The sequence below is a fragment of the Planktothrix sp. PLAVEN19ND genome (assembly GCF_057220675.1).
Genome location: NZ_JBXVTP010000002.1, coordinates 97,807 through 115,644 on the forward strand (window position 1 = coordinate 97,807; position 17,838 = coordinate 115,644).

At 41.1% G+C, this 17,838-nt stretch carries 15 protein-coding genes; 3 read left to right on the top strand and 12 right to left on the bottom strand.

What is annotated here, in order from left to right; genetic code table 11:
- Positions 1–45 precede the first annotated feature (45 nt).
- The 4 genes from holA to AC2D3N_RS24505 form a co-directional block, all read right to left on the bottom strand.
- A complete protein-coding gene (gene holA, locus AC2D3N_RS24490) occupies positions 46–1,029 on the bottom strand; it encodes a DNA polymerase III subunit delta (RefSeq protein WP_484693807.1) in 984 nt (327 codons plus the stop codon).
- The gene (gene dnaX, locus AC2D3N_RS24495) at positions 1,026–2,408 is read right to left on the bottom strand and encodes a DNA polymerase III subunit gamma/tau (protein ID WP_484693808.1); all 1,383 of its coding nucleotides are present in this window, start codon (positions 2,406–2,408) and stop codon (positions 1,026–1,028) included. The genes holA and dnaX overlap by 4 nt, the downstream gene beginning before the upstream one ends.
- 14 nt (positions 2,409–2,422) lie before the next feature.
- On the bottom strand, positions 2,423–3,817 hold the full coding sequence (gene dnaN, locus AC2D3N_RS24500; protein WP_484693809.1) for a DNA polymerase III subunit beta: 1,395 nt from the start codon (positions 3,815–3,817) through the stop codon (positions 2,423–2,425).
- Positions 3,818–3,889: 72 nt separating this feature from the next.
- Positions 3,890–4,762, bottom strand: a complete 873-nt coding sequence (locus AC2D3N_RS24505) for a hypothetical protein (protein WP_484693810.1) — start codon at positions 4,760–4,762, stop codon at positions 3,890–3,892.
- Positions 4,763–4,893: 131 nt separating this feature from the next.
- Between AC2D3N_RS24505 and AC2D3N_RS24510 the strand changes: the two genes are divergently transcribed.
- Entirely contained in the window at positions 4,894–6,096 is a 1,203-nt protein-coding gene (locus AC2D3N_RS24510; RefSeq protein ID WP_484693811.1) for a hypothetical protein, read from the top strand.
- Here the strand turns inward: AC2D3N_RS24510 and AC2D3N_RS24515 are convergent, their stop codons facing one another.
- Positions 6,097–7,512 carry an ATP-dependent DNA helicase gene (locus AC2D3N_RS24515; RefSeq protein ID WP_484693812.1) on the bottom strand — a complete coding sequence of 472 codons (1,416 nt, stop codon included), beginning with the start codon at positions 7,510–7,512 and terminating at the stop codon, positions 6,097–6,099.
- Between the two features lie 373 nt (positions 7,513–7,885).
- On the opposite strand from AC2D3N_RS24515, the gene AC2D3N_RS24520 reads away from it, so the two are divergent.
- Complete coding sequence (locus AC2D3N_RS24520; protein WP_042158411.1) at positions 7,886–8,143, top strand: type II toxin-antitoxin system Phd/YefM family antitoxin; 258 nt, start codon at positions 7,886–7,888, stop codon at positions 8,141–8,143.
- On the top strand, positions 8,143–8,562 hold the full coding sequence (locus tag AC2D3N_RS24525; RefSeq protein WP_079679989.1) for a type II toxin-antitoxin system VapC family toxin: 420 nt from the start codon (positions 8,143–8,145) through the stop codon (positions 8,560–8,562). The genes AC2D3N_RS24520 and AC2D3N_RS24525 overlap by 1 nt, the downstream gene beginning before the upstream one ends.
- Positions 8,563–8,619: 57 nt before the next feature.
- Here AC2D3N_RS24525 and AC2D3N_RS24530 read toward each other — a convergent pair whose 3' ends face one another.
- The 7 genes from AC2D3N_RS24530 to AC2D3N_RS24560 all read right to left on the bottom strand — a co-directional run bounded on the left by AC2D3N_RS24530 (position 8,620) and on the right by AC2D3N_RS24560 (position 17,834).
- Complete coding sequence (locus AC2D3N_RS24530; RefSeq protein WP_083616798.1) at positions 8,620–9,327, bottom strand: hypothetical protein; 708 nt, start codon at positions 9,325–9,327, stop codon at positions 8,620–8,622.
- Positions 9,328–9,357: 30 nt separating this feature from the next.
- Positions 9,358–11,100, bottom strand: coding sequence for a hypothetical protein (locus AC2D3N_RS24535; protein ID WP_484693813.1), 1,743 nt, complete (start codon positions 11,098–11,100; stop codon positions 9,358–9,360).
- 15 nt (positions 11,101–11,115) lie between these two features.
- Entirely contained in the window at positions 11,116–11,832 is a 717-nt protein-coding gene (locus tag AC2D3N_RS24540) for a hypothetical protein (RefSeq protein WP_484693814.1), read from the bottom strand.
- Between the two features lies 1 nt (position 11,833).
- The gene (locus tag AC2D3N_RS24545; protein WP_484693815.1) at positions 11,834–12,964 is read right to left on the bottom strand and encodes a hypothetical protein; all 1,131 of its coding nucleotides are present in this window, start codon (positions 12,962–12,964) and stop codon (positions 11,834–11,836) included.
- A gap of 66 nt (positions 12,965–13,030) precedes the next feature.
- On the bottom strand, positions 13,031–13,900 hold the full coding sequence (locus AC2D3N_RS24550; protein WP_484693816.1) for a hypothetical protein: 870 nt from the start codon (positions 13,898–13,900) through the stop codon (positions 13,031–13,033).
- 9 nt (positions 13,901–13,909) lie between these two features.
- The gene (locus tag AC2D3N_RS24555) at positions 13,910–17,128 is read right to left on the bottom strand and encodes a hypothetical protein (protein WP_484693817.1); all 3,219 of its coding nucleotides are present in this window, start codon (positions 17,126–17,128) and stop codon (positions 13,910–13,912) included.
- A gap of 16 nt (positions 17,129–17,144) precedes the next feature.
- Positions 17,145–17,834, bottom strand: coding sequence for a hypothetical protein (locus AC2D3N_RS24560; RefSeq protein ID WP_484693818.1), 690 nt, complete (start codon positions 17,832–17,834; stop codon positions 17,145–17,147).
- Positions 17,835–17,838: the final 4 nt, after the last annotated feature.

Consider the following 17,838-nt stretch of genomic DNA (forward strand, 5'->3'; position numbering starts at 1 on the left):
AGTTCTTAGCTAACAAAATCCTGAGATTGGTAAAGGGACTATTAATCATTCAAACGATTTAGCTGCTGTTTTAACGGGTTGGCTTGCAAAAAGTTGGGTAATTGCCAGAATAGAAGACAGCAGTAAGTTTCGTTTTCCTTGTTTTAAAGCTATTTCTAAATCCAGTAACAAAGATACAGCCTTTACTAAAGATTGCAAAGGAATCGTTTGTACCTCTTGCTTAAGAAAATAGACTCGTTTAAAATTAGCAATTTGGCAAATCTTGGCAATTTCAAAATCAGATTTAACTCCCTTAACAATTGTTGCTTTGACCCACAGCCAAGTTCTAAATTGGGTAATGAGAGTAGCGCAAATTGCAACAGGAAACGTTTCTTTTGTCAAGAGTTCTTGGAGTAAATTAACCGCTTTTTGGGCATTATTTTCTCGAATTGCTTTAGCTAATTGCAGGCTATTTTGGGTGGTGGAAGGGATAAGAGAACGCACTTGTTTTAAACTCAGCTTTGCACCGTTACTATAGAGAACTAGAAGTTGCAGTTCAGATTCAATTCGGGCTGAATCATTGCCAATAGCATCAGCTAAATATTCTCTACTATTTTGATCTAATGATAAACCGATGCGAAGGGCTTGGGTACGGATATACTGGGCAATAAGATCAATTCGCCAAGGCGCAATCAAATTGAATTCAAACAGTTGGCTTTGGGAGAGCAGAAATTTTGAGACTTTCAATCGTTTGTCAATGCTGGAAGCTACAAAAATCAAATCAGTTGATTGGGGAACTTTTGGGAGCAATTGAAAAATGTCCATCACCGATTCATCAAACTGTTTAAAGTTGCAGTCCTCCACAATTACTAATTTAGCTTTAACCGAACCAAAAGCCGGAGTTAAAGCGCAATAAATGGCTTCATCTACAGCAGAAGCATGAAAGCGATGATAGTTGAAACTAAGCCAAGCGGGGTTAAGGCTTTTTTTGAAAGCCAAGAGTTTTTTGGAAATTGCATACCGATCATCGCCAACTAACAAGCTAATCATTGATTTCCCTCCTGAATTAAGACTTGATAGTTAATTCCTGTTGCTGTCAAAAATAGTTTTTGTACCTTCCGAATATTGCGGTTAAATTTGTTAAGATATGGGGAAGGTACAGCTAAGATTGCTTTTTGCTCGGTTAGTTCCGCAAGGAAAGCAACCGACAGGAAAACTCGGTTCTTTTCAGATGCTTTTGACAGCACGGTTTCCCAAATAGTGTTTTTTAGATCAAGGGGTTTTGAGGAGGAAACAGAGGTTGAATTTCGCTTGGGAGTTTGATGATTACGGGGTTTATTTTTAGCAGATTTAGGAATTAATCCCAGTAAACAAACTTCTAGCCATAAACTCGGTTGTACACTTTTATTAAGCTGCCATTCTGAAGTGCTTAACTGTTCAAAACCTTGATAAATTGAAGATTGACTCCAAGTTTTTGCGATCGCCTTGAGTTTTGAATAGGAAACACCACTGGTGAGTAAGGATGAACAGTCAGGGACGTTGGCGACTAGCAGCAAGTCTCGATAACAACTCAGTAAGGAAGTTAGCAGAGTCAGGGGTGTTTTTCCACTATCAAGGAGTTCACGAGACAGTTGTAGCAACTTTAGGGTGTCTCCGGTGTTAATGGAGTGCAGTATTGTTACCAAGTCGGACTCTGAAACACGACCCGATAGCGCTAGAACTTGAGAATGGGTAATTTCTTCTCCCAACAAGCTTAACTGACCCAGTAATTGCAAGGCGTCTCGCAGTCCACCCCCACAGGCGCGAGCGATCGCAATTTTACCCGATGAGGTAATAGAAATAGCTTCTTTTGCAGCAATAATGGTTAAATGCTGAACAATCGCAGCAACAGAAAGCGGCTGAAACCGAAACACTTGACATCGGCTGACAATAGTAGGTAGCACTTTATGTGCTTCTGTTGTACAGAGAATGAAGACAACATGAGCCGGTGGTTCTTCAAGACACTTGAGAAGGGCGTTAAAGGCTTGGGAACTGAGACAATGAACTTCGTCTAAGACAAAAATTCGGTAACGACCGATGGCGGGAGCAAAGTGGACTCGTTCAATCAAATTCCGAGCGTCTTCAACCCCGTTGTGGGAAGCTGCATCAATTTCCATGACATCTAAACTGCTTCCTTTTTCGATAGAACGACAGGACTGACATTGACCGCAGGGAGTAACAGTGGGTTGGTCGGTAGCGGTGCAATTTAAGGACTTCGCTAAAATTCGGGCTGTTGAAGTTTTTCCAGTCCCTCGTTCTCCTGTAAACAAATAAGCAGGAGCAATTTTATTTGCTTGAATTGCGTTAGAAAGGGTTCTTTGAATGTACTCCTGTCCGGTTAATTGAGATAGGGTACGGGGACGATATTTCTGAGGAAATGGAGTGTACATAATGACAAGAAAAGTTAAGATTTGACAACAGGCATTAACAAGTATTGGCTATCGATTAAAAGATGGGGTTGTTCTCGATTACCAAAGGGTTTTAAGATAGCCGGATGAGCACTATCAATGAGGTGAATTAAAATTTCAGAACTAGCGATCGCTTTAATCCCTTCCAACAAATACTTAATATTGAAAGAAATAGACAAAGAATGACTAAAGTTGATAATTGCCATCATTTCTTCCCTTCCATTCCCAAACTCCCTTAATAAGGATAAGGAAACTTGCTGGTTTTCAGGACTAAAGTCAATATTGATAATTTTTTCCTTTTTATCCGCCAAGACCGAGAGCCGTTCTAGTGCTTTCACAAAAGGCAATTTTTCCAGGTAAACTTGATGTTTAAACTCGTGGTTTAATAGCTCTTGGTAGGCAGGATATTCCCCTTCTAAACAACGAGTGATTAGCCGTTGCACGCCCCAACAAAATTCTACATAACCCGTGGTCAGATTATAAGAGAGTTGTACAGGTTCAGCAGAAGTCCGACTCGATAAAATCCGCTCTAATTCCAATAGAGATTTAGCGGGAAGGGTAAATTGCAAAGGTTCTGTATTCTCCGTTTCTTTCTTTTTCTTAAACCCTTGAATGGAGGTTTCTACCACAGCTAACCGATGACCGTCCGTTGCCGCCAATTCTAAGGTATTAGAGTTAATTTTTAGATGCACTCCGGTTAAGATTTGCTTCGTTTCATCGGTCGCTGTTGCAAATAATGCTCCTTTAATACCACTTTTTAGAGCTTCCGCAGCAATAGCCAGATTTTGGCAAGGATTGACTTGAGGAATTGAGGGGAATTCATCGCTTGATAAACCTCGAACTTGGTAGCGTCCACTGGCTGAAACTAAAGTTAAAATCGGATTTTGTTCGGGTTTAGTTGTATTTAAAGGGTGATCTTGGTTATTTTCAGCGTTCAAGGAGATTGAGTTACTTAATTGGAGATCACCGTAAGAAAACTTACGGACAATTTCACTTAAAAGTTCGGCGGGAATTGTCGTTTCTCCTGGAGTATTAACCTTAGCTTCAAAGGAAGTTTGAATAGCTAAACTCAGATTAAATACGCTTAAGTAAACACGCTGAGTTTTAGAGCAAGCTGCTAACAGAACATTACCTAATATGGGATGGGTTGGTTTAGCAGGAACAGCATGGCTAACGAGTTCGAGGTGAGTCGCTAAATCATTTTGTGTGCAAAGCAGTTGCAGAGTAGCATCTGAAGTTGAGGAAGATGGGGAAGTTTTAGAGGTGTTAACAACTTGGCTTTTTTCTTCTGTTAAAATTTTGGAGGTTTGAGAAGGAACAGTTTGAAGGTCAGAGGATTTGTTCTTTTTAATTCGGCTTTGAGTTGCCGAACGTCGGGTTTTAGTTGGCATTTTTCCCATTAATATATTGATCAAAACCTAGCAGCGATAGCTGCTTACAAACTGAGGCATTATTATTATTTTTTATAACCCTGCTTGTTGTAAAGCTAACTCTAAAAGAGATTGAACTTGGAGAATTTCTGCCCATTGATTAAGATAGTTGAAGTCCAGACGTTCTCCTTGCACTTTTAAAACTCCCAAGACATCTCTCCACTGCTTTTGAGATTCTGTAGCAGACAGTAAATACCAATATAACTTTTGTAGGATTATATCTTCGGCTGAATAAATGTAAATACCTTTTTCAGATTCATCAATTTTATAAAGTTGGCGACGATTCATTTTAGAACAGGAAAAAGCATCATCTCCGATCACAAAAATATCTATTTTTTCTAATGAGGTTAAATGAATAACATTAAAAGATCGTTTCTCATTCACCGCTTCGACAACCGCCGATTCACTAATATAAAACTCCTGTTCCATTGCTCGAATGAGTTGCGGTGCTTTTGACAGCGAAATGCTGATAACTAAATCTAGATATTGGGTTGAGCGGCTCTCTCCTAACAGGGAACTAGCTACAGACCCACCCACTAAATAGGGAATATTTAAAGTCTCAAATAGGATTGCCATTCGACTAGCGAGTTCTAAAGGATCTTCAATCATAAATTTTTCTTCAAATTCTGTTGTTTTTAATCTTAAAACGGTTAGCCATTCTGAGCCTAAATGCCTTCTGATGAATTCTTGATAAATCTTGGATGAAGAAGCATTAGGATAATGATTTTTAATGGCTATTATCGTTAGTTTACGAGTAGCTTGATTGAACTGTCGAAATCTTTGGGTTCTCTGTTGGGGTGTCAGTTGTCGAAGCAGTTGAAACATCAGCACATCTGCATCAATGCTGGTGTCTTCTGACTGAGAACGGTATCCAGGTGTAACTGCCGAGGTGGGAATTTGGGGCATTAGTTATCTGGGTTAGAGTTAAATTTAATAGACCATTGCAGGAGGAAGAAACGTTATCGATTCAAAAACATTTTAGAATACCGTTAATTGAGTTTGAGCTAGATTTGAGAAGAAAAAAGCGCAAGTCGTCTATGCCTAGCAATTCCTCACCTTCATTCACAACAGAGCCAGAAAACAATCTTCGGGAGAAACTGATCCGCTCAATCTGGCTGCACAAAGACAAATACTGTTATTTATTTGAACCCGATGGCTCTTATCGATTATTAAGCACAGATCGCCGAGGTCAGTACACCATCTTACCCGATGGTCGCTCGGTTTTGCTGGCTTGGATAACTGATCCCTTCACTGAAACACTGTGTGTGCAGGAGGATGGGAGTTTGTTCATGAGTGGGAGTCAGTTTGTAGAAATGGGGACACGCTCCAAAGTACCTTCACAAACCGCCAATCCCCTACCGCAGCCTGATGCGATGATTCCTAGCTTAATCCCAGAAAAACCATCGCAATCGGATCTCATTCCCTACTGGCTTCCAGAAGATTTCCCCATCTTTATGGATAATCAGGGTATATTTGGCACTTCAAGGGGTGAGGGGCAGGGAGTTGAGTCGCGAATTTTACCGACCGTCAATCAGTACAAGGGTGCAGACGGTGGATATGTGGCGTTTTACTCGCGAGATCCGGCCAAGGCTGTGTACTCAGTCGGGGGAGGAATTTATGTGGTGGGACAAGTTCGGCTTAAGGGTCGATATATCGGCAGAATTTTTCACCCCGAAGGCTACTTAAATCAAGACATTAGTGCGGTGTCAGAATTCAAAGCGTTATGTCGTAAGACGTTTGGCGTTGAAGGATGGGCTGGAGGGGATACCGGAGGCTGGTTTGCTAGGGTTAATTCTAGCCCCGAAGCAATACGAGATCGTCCTAACTCAAATATTGACACAGCCCCAGTTGTGCATCCGGCTTGGAAGCAGGTGGTTACGGTCGGGGCTGACTCTCTCCTCGCTTTTATCAGGATTAGATTTTTGTTGCCTTTGATGGTGCTGGTTAGTCCAACCCTGTTCATTCTCTGGGGTGCTTTTGCGCGATTTGGGTTGACTTGGAGGCTACTGTTGATTCCGGTCGGTGGGATCGTTGGGTTTGTGCTGATGGCGATCGCTGGGATGTATTTGTGCAACTACAACTTCGAGCTTCATGAGCGTCAAACAGGCCCATCTGAAGCGGGATCGTTGGGAGGGTTAGGTCAAGCAATCATCGCATTGATTGCAATGGCTTTATTGGGTTGGATTGGTTCAGGACTGGGTGCTTGGTTGGTTGCAAACTATTGGGTAGGTAACTTCTAATTAACGAATAATGAAAACTCGATTTTTAGCTCGGCTACAACTGACATAATAAAGTTGGTTACACGCTAACACACTGTTGCGATAGTCCCTCATAAATTCAAGTTTTTGCTTAGGAAGATGTTGAGCTAAATACAAAAACTTGGTCGCAACTTTTTTGGAGATGTCATTGCTATCAATTCCAACTTCTCGGAAAGTAGAGCCTTGAGCGTTATGAACAGTTAAAGCCCAACAATTTCGCAGATCTGCAAAGATTTCACAGTGATTATACCAAGCTTTCCAAAGGCTAGGATTAGTTTTAGCGTTTCGTAATAATTTGATATTATCTTTGTGAAACTTTTGAGCATCGTCTTCATGAAGCAGATAGATTTGACGCAGATCCTCGGAAGCATAAAAACTCCCATTATTCTCAATTTTAACCTTCAGTTTCCAAGCTTTATAACCAGAATAGCGATCTTCTACCACTTCCATCACTTCTACTTCTGTTGAGGTAGAAAGAATAACGGTTTTTTTGTCAGGAGCAATCACAGGAGCTTTACTAATGAGTCTTTCTCCCACCACAAATCTAGGTGCATTCTTTCCGTAGAGTTCCGCTCGAATTTTATGGTTCCAGTACGCGACTCGTTTATTAGTGTAGCAGAGAATTCGGAAGCAATCTGGATCTAAAGGAAAGGTTGCAGAGAATTTTTTTAGTGCATATTTGAGAAACCTTTCTTCTCGAACCATAAAGGCTCCATTTTTGCGCTCTAAGTCAAATTTGGAGAAGGGTTGGAAAACGGTTTTGCTTTTAACAGCAGTTCGACAAGCGGTTACAAATTCTAGGAGAGGACTATCTTTTCCTTGGCGAACAACTTCAGTTAAAACAACTTTATTTTCTACGTTAAAAGATGGTGATCTTCGTTCATGGTTATCCTCGTTAACTGGGGATAATTGAGCGGGATCTCCCATGACTATGAGTTGGCGATTTTTACCAATAAGTAAAGTATTCTGGATTCGGTGTTGAATAATATTCCACAATTCGGTTGTCACCATACTGCATTCATCCAGAAAAATTGTATCGTATAAATGCAGTAATGAAGGTAAAACTTGTTTGAGGATTTTATGTTGTCCTTGTTTAACAGGAGCTAATCCTAAGAGTTGATGAATTGTCATAAAATCTACTCCTCTAACTTTTTTCTCAGTTGCCATGCGTTGCAAAACTCCCACAGCTTTATTTGTAGGAGCGGTAAATGCAACTCGTTTTCCTGTATTGACAAGCTGTTGAGCAATTAAATTAATAATCGTTGATTTTCCTGTGCCTGCATATCCAAATAATCCAAATATTTGTTGAGGACTGTTGAGAAATTGCTCAATTTGTTTTAAAGCTTGATCTTGTTGAGAGGTGAGTTGAAAAGATGGTTGAACCCAATTTTGTGTCATAACGATTAGGTTTTTGTTGACTACTAATTGGATTCAGCGTTAGCTGTGAAATACTCTATCGCAATTCCCAATGAGTTATGCCAATTCTTTGGTTGGGGCATTTTGCGATCACCATTCATTCAATTGAGGCAGTCCGAAGCGGCTACTTATGCACCTGCTTTCAAACACCAGCCTATTCAATATGGTGCTTATACTTTTTTCGTTGGCACCGTTGGCTTATGGGAACTGTTTAAGCCTCGTTAGTACCTCCTCCCCATAGTGCTCAATTTTCTATTTTCTTGTTGAGTGAACCTTTTGCCTGCGGGCTATTTGGCTTTGATTTAAGATATAACTAGACTAGACCAGTCGTACAATTTTGTCGGGAGATTAACCCATGAATAAAATTACCCTAGAAGAAATTACTCAAGATTTGATCAACTATCTTCAACGGGCTAAAGCTGGAGAAAGTTTTGTGATTTTTCAAGCAGACCAACCGATTGCTAAAATTATTTCGGCTAAATCTGAGGGTGTTTTAGAGGCTTTCGATGCTTTTCGCTCCAAAATCGTTTCAGAAGGAATTGATTTGGATAGTGATGAAATCTTTGCTGATGTTCGGGACTGCACCCCGACTCCCGAAAAACCTTGCTGGTGATGAGCGTGAAATTTCTCCTGGATACTAACATCATTTCCGAAAGTATCAAACTACAGCCTAATGATATTTTTCTGGAACATTTTCGACAGAATCTTGAAGAATCGGCGATCGCATCGGTGACATGGCATGAACTTCTTTATGGGTTATATCGATTGCCGGAGTCTCGGCGAAAAAAGAATTTATCTGATTACTTAACCCAGGTGATCCAAGAAAAAATGATCATCTTGCCGTACTGTCATGCTGCCGCCGGATGGTTTGCGGTGGAACGGGCTAGACTGACTGCTTTGGGTCGAATGCCGTCATACCCGGATGGGCAGATCGCAGCGATCGCTAAAGTCAATCATTTGATTCTGGTGACTCGTAATGTTTCAGACTTTGCCGACTTTGAAGGACTGACCATTGAAAACTGGTTTGTTTAGAGAGAATAAGAAGAATTTACCCATTTGTTACAATCAGTAATTGTAGCTCTATCAAATTTATAGCTTCTCAAGCCCCAGTTTTCCCAAGGAAATAAGAATCGGCATAGACAGTTGAGTTTTGGCTGATGCTTCAGGAATTCCCATGCCATTTCTAACCAACGTTAGAAACTCTCGAACTTTGAAAACAACCGGATCTGTGGCAGGGGTATAACCTTTTTGAATAGCAATTTTTAAACCTTGTTCAATATCTTGGAGTGTAGCAACACGATGACGATCTACAAATACTGTCGATTCCTGCCCTAGTGTACTCGTAGTCATCGCAATTCCATTACTAATTGGCTGTCCTGAATGGGGAATAATATTAAACAAATAGAGGCGTTCAATACCTTGACTAGAGCGAGTTTTAATGACAAGATTAGTAATAGAAGTGGTGGTTGCCCCTGGAAAATTTAAGGGTTGAATGGGTTGAACTAATACCATCCGAGCTTGATTAGTTTTTAATTCTATATCAGTATTAAAAACTGCTTTAGAAGGGTCAGCTAATCGAATATAAGTAACAATTTCATCGGTTTGGCTAAAGTCAATCACGCTAAAGCGACCTGGCCAGACTGGGAGATTGGTGGTTGTACGAGTTGCCGTATCCCGACTCATCGGTTGTAAAGCTGGATTTTGAGCAGAACTTTGGGAAGATAAACTGGTGATCAGAATTGTTGAGAGAACAGGAGAAAGTACAATTAGACCCATCTTTTGAAGAAGTTTTTTCATGATGCAATAACCTCGAATTAAATTCAGTGATTAATTGACCGTAATAAAAGCATTAACAAAAATTGAAACTTCCGTTCCTTCGGGCACAATTGCCACATTACCTCGCTTCATCAGTTCTTCTAAAGTTTGATCTGAGCGTTCACGTAAACGTTGAGCCGTAGGTGTAAAGAAACCTTCCAAAGCGGCAGCTAAAATATTAGGTTGAGCGCGTCCGGTAAGAGTTTCCACACTGCTACTTCCCAATAGTCCACTGTGTTGACTTAATGTGCGTTGAGTGGGTTGATTAATAATTTGTCCAACCCGTCCTAAACTACTTAATACACCGACTAAAATATCGGTTTTAGCAATTGTAGAACCCCGATCAAATAATCCTTGAGCAATCAACGGTTTGTTATTGGAACCTCGAATCAGTAAACTTTCTTCAGGAATAGGTATCTGCTGAATATTTCCTGTAGAATCGGGATAAACAATTGCGACAGCACTTTGAGAAACCAAGCGATTACCAGGCGTAACATTATCAACTTCGGTAATTAAAATAGTTCCGGTGGGTAAAGCGATCGCCCCATCACTAGCTAACAAATTCTCAGTTAATTCTACTGCAAATCTTCCCGCCGTTGGGCTTTGGTTTGTTTCATCCCAAATCATCGGCACAATCACTTTTCCCTTAACAGATGAACCAATTGCAATCTGTTTAGGAGAAGTATAGTCAGTTCCTTTCTCGTCAAGCGTTGTGCGGTTAAGAATACCAATTTCTCCGGCACTCATTTCATCAACCCTTGAAGCAGAAGTTAAACGTTCTGGGCTAGGATTACCAATAACAACCGTTTTGATTTCTTGATGTTGTTCAGATTGTTTGGGAGAAGGGATGGTGGGTGAACTGATCTGCATAAATTGTTCAGTTTGAGGAATAGATGTTGGCGCTGCTACGGCCGTTGTCATCCCAAAAGGCGGAGGTGTAATAGAATTGCGGGCGATAGCTGGATAGTCTGTAACATCGGCTTGGCTTTGTCCTAAAGACGCTAACTCCGCCCAGCGTTGATAGGGGTCTACTTCTTCTAATGGGGGATTTGAAGGTCGAGACGCTACGGTCGGTGCAGGACGAGGGGCGGGTACAGGACGAGGGGCAGGTGCAGGCCGTACAGGGGGGGGAACAACTTGTACTGTTCTGGGTCTGGGTGGTGGTGTCGCTTGAACAGGTCTTACAGGTTGGGGGGTTGCAGAATTAGATGCAGGTGTAGGTTTGGGTTTAGAAGGTGGTGCTGCATTTGAAGTAGGCGGTTTTTTAGGTGTTGGAGATTGAGCGTTTAGGGTTCGCTGTTGATCTTGAAAAGCGAGTTGACTTTTCAGTTCCCCTGATTCATCTTTAGGGGAAAATGTTGTTACTTCGGGTTTTGAGGTTTTCGGTTGTTGAGCAACGGGTTTAGGAGCAAAAAAGACAAACCATAAAAAGCCAAAAACGCCTAAAACAAAACCTGTAGCAGTCAAAACAGAAAACATCCGAACGGATGGTTTTTGAGAAAGCTCTCGACTTTCTACTTGTTCATCATCCTGTTTAATTCTGTATTCGGAAGCTAACAATTCTAAAGCATCTTGATCATAGCCCGCTAATAGTCTTTCTTCATCAGGGCTAAGTTCATCAATTGTTCCTGAAAAGCTAGAGATTGATGTTCTCGAGGAATTTTGCTGCTTCAAATTAGAAGTAGTTAATCCTTCTTCAATCGTATCAGATTTAGAGTTAAAATTAGGTTGATGTTGAAAACCATTATTACTCATGATTTTGACCTCACTTTATTGGGGATTGAATTCAGTAATCTTATTAATTTCTAACCCCGCAGAGCGGATTTCATAAACTTTTTGCTCAAATGCGGACGCTTGGTCTCCTAATGTCGCCGTTTGAATCTCAACGGCTTTAATTCTAAAGGTTCGATTGAACGGAATTCTTTCATCTTTTCCTAAACTCCGATCAACCATTAGTCGAGTGGCAATCATATCAATTTCCCATTCTCCAGGGCGAATTTCTCTGGGTTCAGAAAGAAACGAAATAATAATTGTCGAGCGGACTTGACCCGAAAAAACGGGACTCGGAACCAAATCAGCAATTTTATCAAGAGAAGCCTTGCCAAATTCAGGTTCCATTAATAAAGAAGCAAAGTAGGTACTGGTTGGAACTCGTTTTGAATTGACTTTGATCCCTGAGTCAGTTTCATTCGTACCCGGAAGTTTACTATCCCAATTAAAGGTTAACTCAGCCCAAGTCTTGACGAAATTTTGAATAACTGATGGATAGCGGAACCGTTGGTCTCGTTCAGAAATATAATAAGTTTGACCATTGATTAGTTGAACTTGGGTTGTTCTTAAACTAGCCAATGAATTCATGCGGGAGGCAATAAACAAATGCAGAATTAGCGTGAAAAAATTGATAGATGTTAAAATCACAAAACACAAGGCAAGCCAATTTTTAGCTTCGGGAAGTAGCGCAGGGTGTGTTAATTTTTGAAGCTTCATATTATCTGAATCCTTTGTAAATAATCAGATTAGTTGTGGCTCCAAGAGCATTGCTGAATAAATCGACCAGTTGTTTGGCATGACCCGCAATGCCGTTGTATAAAGCAATTCCCCCTCCTCCAGCGATGAGAAGAGCTAATGCAGGGGCAAAAATACTGATGAAGAAGAGGAAAGCAACATCACTAGCCAGTTCTGCTCCTGAGTTCACCAGAACAACGGCAGCCAGTCCAACGATAATGTTGTAACCAAGCTGGACACCAAATAAGCTGAGAAAACCTGTTACCCAAGCCCAAATCGGACGACCTTGCAGCGGCAGGAGAGACAACCCCATTGCGATCGGTGCAAACAAACCAGTCAGCAGTAAAGCAGCTTCAAGAACGTTGACGAAAGCCCATTGAATGCTGTACAGAATAAAACGAAGAATGGGTATGGCTTTTTCTCGAAACACGGAACCTGGGTCAGTGACGAAAGTAACGGCATCTTCGGCAGCACCGAATAAGGTACGATTCCAAAGCATTTGTCCAAAGGTTCGCAATGCTTGTAAAGGAACAGAACCCGCCGCTTGTCTTTCAGCTTCATCAACAATTTTTTGAGCCGCTTCACGTTTAGAATTCCAACAGGTTACGAGTTCTTCACCGACTTGGTTTCGACATTCACTATAGAGATTTTCAAGCTGCTGTTTACCAATACTACTGAGGGTAACGTTAGTAATTGCATCTCTAAAAGTGAGTTCTCCCAATTGGGCTTCCAAAACGCTTTGCACTTGTTGATAAGCAAAGCTGCGGCTAACGATGACGGTATTGGCTAGTAATCGACCATTAGCACCCAGAAAGAGCATGATGACCAGGGGCCAAACAAACAATGAGGCTAGTTCTGACCAAGATTGTTTTTCGATAATATCCTTGCCACTGGTGAGGGTGAGGAACAAAATACTGATGGCGGCTAAGGTAATTCCCAAGGATACTAAACCGACCCACAATCCTGAAGCAATAGGGTCAATTGTCCCAATCCAAACTTTGTCCCAGGATTCGGAAGTGGCCCTAGCTAAATTGATCGATTCACGAACAATATCTAATGCTGCTCCTTCCCCACCAGTGGTGGGAGATGTTATTTGTCCTAAAAGTTGCATCATGGATTTGACCGGATAAGAAAGTGCAATAAAAGTGCTGAGTGTGAGGTGATGCACCCCGCACTCTATCTAATTCGTGCTGTCGTGGGTTGTTTGTCCTAGATAACCCCCTCCTGGCAACATGAGCATTCCTGCTTGCGAACTTGCTTGATTGCCGGATGTAATGCTGCCTCGGCGATCGCTTGTATTGATAGCAGATATTTCCTGAGCCGCTTGGGATAGTAAGACGTTGTTAATTGCCCGATCTGTACGAGCTTGTTGAGCTTCTTGCAAAACTCGAGCATTAACATGAGCATTGAGTGCTGTTTGCTGAGAGAGGTTTTGCAGAATATGTTGGCTCACATCAAGGCTTTGGGATTCTTCAGCGAGTTGAACATTCTGGGTTGTATCTTGCTCTGTGGCTTGTAAAACTGAGCGACTTTGAGCTTGAGCCTCTTCACTCAAGGTGGAGCCATCTGCAATTCCTGTCGCAGTATTGCGTTGAGCTTGTCTATCAAGTTCAGACATAATTGCAGTTGAACCTTGGCTATCGGATGAGCCTAATTTGTTCTCCAATTGATCTGAAAGTTGTGTTCCTTCATAGCGGGAGGTTGGCGCATTTAAAATTTCGCGACTAATTTGACTTAAATCGGGAATTTTAATCGCTCCCAAGGACGAAGAAAGCAGTTCATTTAGTGTGCCGAATAAGTCGTTTTGTACAAAGCCACGCACATCACCAATAAACTGATCAACTTCCTTAATCACGTTTTCAATGGGTGCGAAGAAATCACCCGAAGTTGATGACTTTTGAACCACAGAAGTTTGGGTGGGTGCTGCAACAGGAGGAGTTGTCTGAGCTAAGGTGGGCTGGTTTGAGCTTATTAAACTTAAACTCAGTCCCAGCACAATTGCAGTTTTTACGGCTACTGGTTTTGTAATCAATAGAATTTGAGATTTCATAAACATTACCTACCGATAGGTGACAAGTGTTTTGGAAGGGGTAGTGTCCGGTGTAGATGAAGCTTTTTCAGAGTCACTCCGTCCGATGGAGTCAAAACCTTTTCCATCTTTGAGGGCTGCAACATAGTCTTGAGTGAATTGTTTTAAAGCTTGGAGTCGCCCTTTGAGAGTGGATGGGTACTGAGCGAAAAGGCGATCGCGAGCTTCTTTTTCCTGTAAGTTATTAGCAACAGAAGCCAGCATCATCTCCGCCGGATAAAATCGAGTTCGCCAAAACCGACCCCCTTTTTCAACTAACCAACAGGAATAAAGGTCAGAAACTCTGGGTAAAAAGGCTTCTGTTGCATTTTGGCTGATGAGTCGGGGGTCATAACCAAGATACTTTTGAGCCGCGACAACGCCTGTATTCGTGATTCTTCCAGTAATTTTGTAGACCATATTTTGCATAATTTGAGCACCTGCTGAACACTCACAAATTGCATCAAAATCTTGGCTTAATAGCACAACGGCTATGCCATCTTTTCGCCCCGTTGCACAAAGTTCGCCCACAACAGATGCAAATCCATCTTTCTTTAACAACACGCTCAATTCATCCCCTAAAAATAAACTTTTTGGATGAGAAAGCGCATTCCGAATACAGGCAGTATGGGCATTAATCGCCATCAAATAAGCATCTTGTTCATTTGATAAACCCGATAGGGCGAAGAACTTAACCGCAGGTTCTGGGGAAAAGGTACTGGGTCTGCCAATGGCTTTTCCTAAGCGGGATGTTAATAACGCATTACCTTGACTTAGGATTTGATTAATTGCCAATTTGTCAAGATCTTCAAAGGATTTGAGATTAAGTCTTTCTTTGCTACAAAACCTCAATAAATCTTGGAAAGTTGGCATTTGTTGCCATTGAGAAGATTGCCAACCGTTTTCAAATGCTTGATTGTAACGAGCTACAATTTCTGGATCTTTGAGGTAGAAATCAAGCATTCGTAATAGAATAGAATCAACTCGTTGGGCTAAGTGGGGATTATGGATTTTTCCCATTGCGATCGCCACTAATGCTTTACGAATAAATTCTTTCCAAGATTCCATCCGCCGTTCTCGTTCAGCTTTAGGAAATTTTCTTAAATCAGGAGGTTCTAATAAATTACTTGACCCTTCGCTGATATCATAATAAGCGCCTTGATCTCCTAAAAGTTCAATAGCAGTTTTGAAAGTGCTGTTACCGCCACTGCTAATATCCATCCCCACAACAGGAATATTATTTGCTAAAGCTTCTGTGGCAAATCGCCATCCTAAAACGCTTTTTCCAGAACCCGATTCTCCCATAATTAAAGCCCGACTAATTTGATTGTAGAACAAATCAATAAAAATCGGTTTTCCGCCCCGTTCAGTTAATAATTCAACTCCTTTTTGATCAATATCACGGGGAACCGTTAACGGTAGAATTCCGGCTATCGTTTCAGTATCTAATGTTAAACGTCTTTCGCTTAACCATGAGCCACTGTGAAGCAACCATTTAAACGTAATGGGAAGGCATTGCAACCAAATTTCCCAAGCAATATTACGTTCACGAATCACTTTAGCAGTTCCAAAACTATTAGAAAGAGCGTTGCAAGCTTGGTTTAATTCTTCAGCCGTATTTCTGTATACTAAAAAGGCAACGGCTGTATTTAAAGGAATCGCCCCTTTATAAAGCCGATGTTGGGCATCAAAAGACTCTTCTTGCTTAATTTCAGCACCAATATCCCGTCCCTGCCCTTTCGTTACGGCTCTAATACTCGCAGTTTTCGCACCTTTTGCTTGTCGAGCTAAGTTATCTTGAATTAACAAAGGATTTCCGACACTAATTTCCACCCAAGCTTCTGTATCATGGACAGAGGTTGAAGACATGATTTGCCACATCCATTTTAATTGTTGCCTTGTGTTTGTCCAACCCATCGGGGAATCGTACATGGTCAATACACCACATTCTTTACCCTTACCTGTTAAATAAACACGGTTGTTACTGCGACGATGCTCAGGGCAAGAAGAACGACCTTGTATTCCTTCAATTAAAACTGTACAAATGTGTTTTTCTGTGGTTTTAATTTCGTTAAGATGGTATCCAGTTGCAGTTTCTTCTAAGCGAATCACTTGGGGAATAGAAGGAGCTTGACCTGGGTTTAATCGGTTCCAAAGCCACTGCCAAACTTCAACTGTATTCAAAGGATTAATGTCTAATCCAATCTTAGTATTTAAGAGAACTTCCCACCGCAGAAATCCTTCTTCAAAGGCACTGAGCAACAGCTTAGTATAAAACTGTTCTTTGTAGATTCTGGTGTTACCTGTTAAGGTTCCTAACAGTTGATCAACTAAAGATTTAACGCCATTAATTGCTTTACCGAGGAAGTCTGTAGAAGTTGGTGTATCTCCATTAATTGTCCAAGTACAAAATGCAATTTGTTCCCAATTTTGTCGGCTTCCTTGATAAGTTAATTGTTGGATTCGGCGTTGCTCATTTCGGGTTAGTACAGACACTGCTTTAAGGTCAGTAGTATTGGCTAATTGTTCTAATTCTTGGCATCTGGGGGTATCATCGCTATAACAACCTGTACAAAACGTGATTTTTTCGCCCCGAGGCAGTTCTCTCATGCCTTCTTCCAGGGATGCTGCAAATCCTGAGACTTCACTATTTAAGAGTAAGTCATGGAATCCTTGAGTCCGAAACGCAAAAACCAGTTGATAGTTAGACCCTTGATTGAGCAGTATTGCTGATGCTTGTCTACCGTCTTTATTGATTTCAACTAAACAACAGATATCAGTTTCATTTTGAAAGGGCATAAATCTGCTATTTCCTCCAAATTGATTAGGGACAATTTTGGGTTTTAGTTTGATTTTCAGGGGAGAATGATTGCCTTTTTTAGAAATTCTGGAAGAACGCCTTGATGGTAAGGGAGAGATATAAAAGCTATCACCGTTGCACCATTCATCCCCAGGCGGTTTTCGGAATTGATCGGTAAACAAATGGGGTTGATTTCCGGTTAGGAGCCACCAGCTAACAATGAACCAAAGTGAGACGGTGAAAAACCAACCAATACCCAAGCTGAAAAATCCCATTGTTAGCAGATAAGAAATAATCGTTAGAAAGAACCAAGGGATAATTTGATTGGCAGGAATAAACCCAATACTCGGTTGTTTTCCCAGGATTTTGTTCACTCGGATAAAGTCTTTTTCGGGATCTCGTATTGTCATAGATGGCTCCTGGTAATTACTGTAAAATCGTGAAGATTGTGCCAAGTTCTAAACTAGGATTAAATGCCGCAGGTGTGCCTGTTCCATTACCCACGAATAGAAAAGTGATAACATCAATGGCAATGACAATCCCGAAGGCTAAAGCAATTTGAGTAACAATCGGACGCCAATCATTACCTTGTTGGGCTTGGTTATAAGCAAACAATGCGGCAGAGGCAACCAGGAGAAGGAATACACCTCTAATGGCATTAAAAATTAATGCGATCGTGGTCGCATCAATGGCAGTTCCCCCTCCAGCGGCTCCTGCTTCTGTTGCTAAATTAGTCATAAATTGTTCAAGACCGCTTAAGAAAATAGCTTGGGCTGGGGTTTGGAAGTTATTAAGTAAAGTTGTCACTGTAATAACAGCAACCGCTAAATGCCAAAATCGAATTTTACTGCCTAACCCTTTTTCGAGAATGGGGATAGTTTGCATGATTTTTTGCAGTCCAAAGAAAATTAAGGCAGCACAACTAAAAACACTGATGAATAAAGGTTGAACTAAAGTTAAATAAACCGTGACCATCAAACAAATTGCAATGCAAAGTAAGTCAGCTTTATTAAGGTTGAATTTTCGCATTAATTTGTTCAAGGGATTTGCAGAGCGATGAAAAATGGATTGAGCGGTTGAAGATGAGGATTTGGAGTAAAAAGAGTTCTTGTACATAGTT